The organism is Edaphobacter sp. (assembly GCF_035532915.1).
Classification (GTDB): Bacteria; Acidobacteriota; Terriglobia; order Terriglobales; family Acidobacteriaceae; genus Edaphobacter.
Genome location: NZ_DATKQC010000462.1, coordinates 1 through 3451, shown reverse-complemented (window position 1 = coordinate 3451; position 3451 = coordinate 1). Strand labels below are relative to the sequence as shown.

Sequence of the window (3451 nt, the reverse complement as noted above, 5' to 3'; positions counted from 1 at the left end):
TCCTTGCGATGAGCTATCTGTCACTGGCCGTCGCCGAGGAGCACTAAACCTTCAAAGCTCCCGCCCCCTTCATCCGGGAGCCCAGTTTCTGCGCGCGGCCGCTCTCCCGCCGCACGCAGCGCACCAGCGCCGTTCAGCGTGAGGGTGCCAGCACGGTGAGCATCAACCACCCACTGGCGGCGTATCTGACGGGAGACAGGAGTAACACCATGCAGAAGTTGCAGTATCTGTTTATGTCGTTGGCCGCGTTGCTGCTTGCAACACCGGCTTTTGCTGCTGATGCGGCGGTTAATGGCGGTTCGCCTGCTGGTCAGTGGGTTCCGCTGGCTGCCGGTCTGGGCATGGCCCTTGCAGCTGGTCTTTGCGGCCTCGGGCAGGGTAAGGCTACAGCCTCGGCAACCGAGGCTCTGGCGCGTAACCCGGGTGCACGCCCTGGAATCTTTATCTTCCTGATTCTCGGCCTGGCGTTCATCGAGTCGCTCGCACTGTTCACCTTCGTCATCATCTTCCTCAAGGTCCACGCTTAAGTTTTTGGGCCGTTCGGTTGTAAGGCAAAGCCTCCGCTCTTCGCGGAGGCTTTGCTGTTTTAGTAGCCAGCTATACGGTAGAATTGGCCGGACCACTTATGCTCGAAAATAGGCTCTCTCGCCGCCGATTCCTTAAGACCACCGCCTCCACTGCTGCGACTGTCAGCCTTGTCTCCGCGCTTCCTGCGCTCGCTGAAGTCGCGAAGCCGGAGACCGAAGCCCACGCCGCTGCGTATCCCGAGAACGGCACGCTTGTTCCTGATGAGGGCTGGCGTCTCTGGATTGACGAGAAGGCCGAATGGAAGGATGACACCATCTTTCTGCCGGAGGATGTGCGACTCGACAAGTTGCCCGTAAATGCCCCAACCGGCGGTTGGGAGGTGTTGACTCCCTCTGCGGGAAAAGAAGTGCTGCTGCCTACCAGCGTCGAGCAGCACTTTTGGGGAAAGTTCGGGCAGCGTTCGTACACGTCGGAGGAGTATCGCTACGCCGCCGACGATCCGATCCCGCAGAACGGTGCCTACTTTGGCGTGTCGTGGTGGTATCGCGAGATCGACATTCCGGCTTCGATGCAAGGGAAACGAATATTTCTGCATATTCGGGGAGCGCATCTTCGCGCGGAGGTCTATCTCAACAAGAAGCTGGTGGGCTACTCGATCATGGAGGAGCTTCCCTTTGAGTGCGATCTTACCGGCGCGGCCGACCCAGGCGGCCTGAACATCATTGCCATCCGCATCACCAATCCTTTTGGGCGCTTCGACTGGGTGGATGGGCTGAATGCTCAATGGGGAGCGGTGAAGCTTTATCGGTCGCATGGATTTGGTGCACTTGATCGCGGCATGACGATCAGCCAAGCTCCTCTCGACGACAGAATCATCGATGCCTGGGTCTTGAACACTCCAAAGGCAAAGACTGTTCAGGTTCACGCACAGGTTGAGCTTCCTGATGGTGCTGGTCACTTAGCCACAACAACCCCTCTCCGGAAAAACCTGAGAGTAGAGATTACTGATTCGCAAGGGCGCAATGTGCCCTCGTCAGTTTCTCTTGCGAAGCTTGCTGCAGATGGCTCACGCCTCAAATACGAATTTGAAATTACGCCTGACGAAGCAGAGATCTGGGATTTAGCTTCGCCTGTTTTGTATCATGCGAAGCTCACATGGACCTCGCATAACGGACAGACCGACACCCGCACGATTACCTTCGGCTTCCGCTGGTTCGCGCCCTCCGGCCTGGGCACTGACGCTATCTTTCGGCTCAATGGACGGCGCATCAAGATCTATACCTCGATTTCGTGGGGATACTGGGGGCTGAATGGCATGTTCCCTGTCCCGGAACTGGCTGAAAAAGAGGTCACACAGGCCAAGAAATTTAATTTGAACTGCCTGAACTTCCATCGCAACCTCGCCAAGGAAGAGGTGCTGCGTGCCCACGACCGGCTTGGTCTGCTGCGCTATATGGAACCGGGAGCGGGCAAGATGGCCATTGGCAAGCTACCGCCAAATGTCCAGGCCAATGCGGCCAGCATCGTGATGGAGAAGCCCGTCAGTGAGGCGGACAAGTTTGCGCAGCGCTACATGTTCGTCAAGTGCGTGGAAATGGTCAAAGCCTATCGTTCGCATCCAAGCGTGATCGAATACTGCCTGCAGAATGAGATTGGAGCTGACCTCAAAAATCCCGATACCATCGCCGTGCTGGAAGCGATGCGCGCCGAAGACCCTAGCCGTTGCATCGTGCTCAACGATGGCTTTGTAGCTCCTCCAAGGCGCGCGGCGCAGGCGTGGTTTGAACCGTATAACCCGAAGCTGCACCGTTCCGATGAGGAGCCGTGGGGAGGATGGTGGAATCAGCACCAGGGCGCGGGCGACCAATGGTACGACGAGTTCTACAAGTCGCCCACAGAGTTCACCTACCGCTCGCCGGTCCATGCGCAGCTATCGGAGTTTGGCGAGATGGAAGGCTGCGCCACGCCTGACAATCACTCGCTGATGATCCACCAGATTACGAACACCTATAAGAAGTACGGTGGCGACAGCTACGACCTGAAAGACCATGAAGAGATCGTCGCGGCGTATGACAAGTTTCTCGACAGGTGGAACTTCCGCGAGGCCTTCCCTGTGACCGAGCACCTTTGGCTCTCGATAGGCTCCAAGTGCTACGACACCTGGCAGAACTATCTTGAAAATGCTCGCATCTCCGACGATCTCGACTTCGTAGCGATCTCGGGCTGGGAATCTACGGCGATTGAGAACCACTCAGGCATTGTGGACAACCTGCGTAACTTCAAGTCGGACCCCACCCCTATTTCGGGGACGCTGATGCCAGTGCGTCCGGTGGCCAAGCAGAGGGCAATCTGCACACCGCTTGGCGGCCGTGCCATCTTTGATCTTTACCTGCTGAATGACACGCCCAAGGCAGTCACTGAGACGCTTACCTTCACGATGATTACGCCCAGCGGCCGACGCACGACGCTCACTTCCCTTCCCGCGCCGCAGCATATTCCCGATCAGTTCAGTTATCTGCTCAAGGAGGGTTTTGAGACGCCTGCGCTGACCGAAGAAGGGCGCTACCAGTTCCGGTTTGCCTTGTCGTCGGCGCCGCTCTCTACCCAGAGCAAAGAGATCTGGGTTGCCGATACGAAATATCGACAGAAGAAGCCGCTTTCAATCGCCGTCGCAGGCATCACCCTTGTTTTGCGCGAACAACTGACCGCTCTGCCCGATGTTACCGTTCATGGTTTCACGGCTGGGCACAGATACGATGCCATTGTGACGGGCGGGCTTACCGCCCACGCGTCCTCCGAGCAAAATGCAGGTGATACGACAGGGCTTGAGGCACAACCCGGCACAAAGAAGGCCATTCCGGGACGCAAGCTCGAACCGGGTGAGACTGCCGCCCCCACTCAGCTTGGAGCCCTTGCGGAGGGG

General features: G+C 57.7%; 2 protein-coding genes. Both read left to right on the top strand.

Features of this window, described 5'->3' with window-relative positions:
* Positions 1-209: 209 nt before the first annotated feature.
* Complete coding sequence (locus VMU57_RS21650; protein WP_158909340.1) at positions 210-527, top strand: ATP synthase F0 subunit C; 318 nt, start codon at positions 210-212, stop codon at positions 525-527.
* 98 nt (positions 528-625) lie between these two features.
* The coding region (locus VMU57_RS21645) for a glycoside hydrolase (RefSeq protein WP_325387244.1) at positions 626-3451 on the top strand (2826 nt) is incomplete at its 3' end.